Source organism: Vibrio sp. 1288 (assembly GCF_033344475.1).
The window spans coordinates 1-724 of record NZ_JAWPOX010000475.1 but is presented as its reverse complement, the minus strand read 5'-3'; the positions used below and the strand labels follow the sequence as shown (position 1 = coordinate 724).

Annotated in this window: 1 protein-coding gene; it reads right to left on the bottom strand. The window is 49.2% G+C overall.

Annotated elements, in window-relative coordinates:
- Positions 1–724, bottom strand: a 724-nt coding sequence (locus tag R8O11_RS27480; protein WP_318194908.1) for an efflux RND transporter permease subunit, incomplete at both ends; no start/stop codon positions are given.

Genomic DNA, 724 nt, shown 5'->3' with positions numbered 1-724 from the left:
CGCTCGTCTTCTGGTAAACGCGCCACAATCGGCATCAACGTAGTACCGTCGCGGTAAAGACCTATCGTCATTCCCGAGAACGACATCGACAAGAAATCATCCACATCAGATTTAGTGATACCGTAACGACGCGCTTGGCTTTCGTTGAACTGAGGCTCAAGCACTTGAGTACGCTCACGCCAATCGTGGCGAATATTGGTCGCGCCCGGATCGGCGTACATGATATCCATTACTTGCGCCGCAATCGTGCGAAGCACCGTTGGATCAGAGCCGATAATACGCGCTTCAATTTTCGCGCCGCCACCAGGGCCCAATTCAATCTGTTTGAGCTTGTAGTTGATCTCTGGATAGTTGGCTTTTAGGTGATCCCTAAACCGTGCCATTAACGGCGCAAGCGCTTCGTAGTTATCAACTCGCGTAGTGATTTCACCATAAGCGGCATAACTTTTTTCCGGAGCATACGTCAGCATAAAGCGTTGCAGACCTTTACCCGCAGTTGTTGTGATGTGATCAACGTGCTCTTGCTCAGCAAGCCAAGATTCCAGTTCTTTTAGCTTATCGTTAGTCGCACGAATATCTGTACCTTCCGGTAGCCACGCATCCAATTGGAAAATTGGCGTGGTTGAAGATGGGAAAAACGATTGTTTTACCAAGGTAAACCCATAAACACTTGCACCAAGCCCAACAATCAAAACCACGACCGTTAACCACGCGCGACGCATAC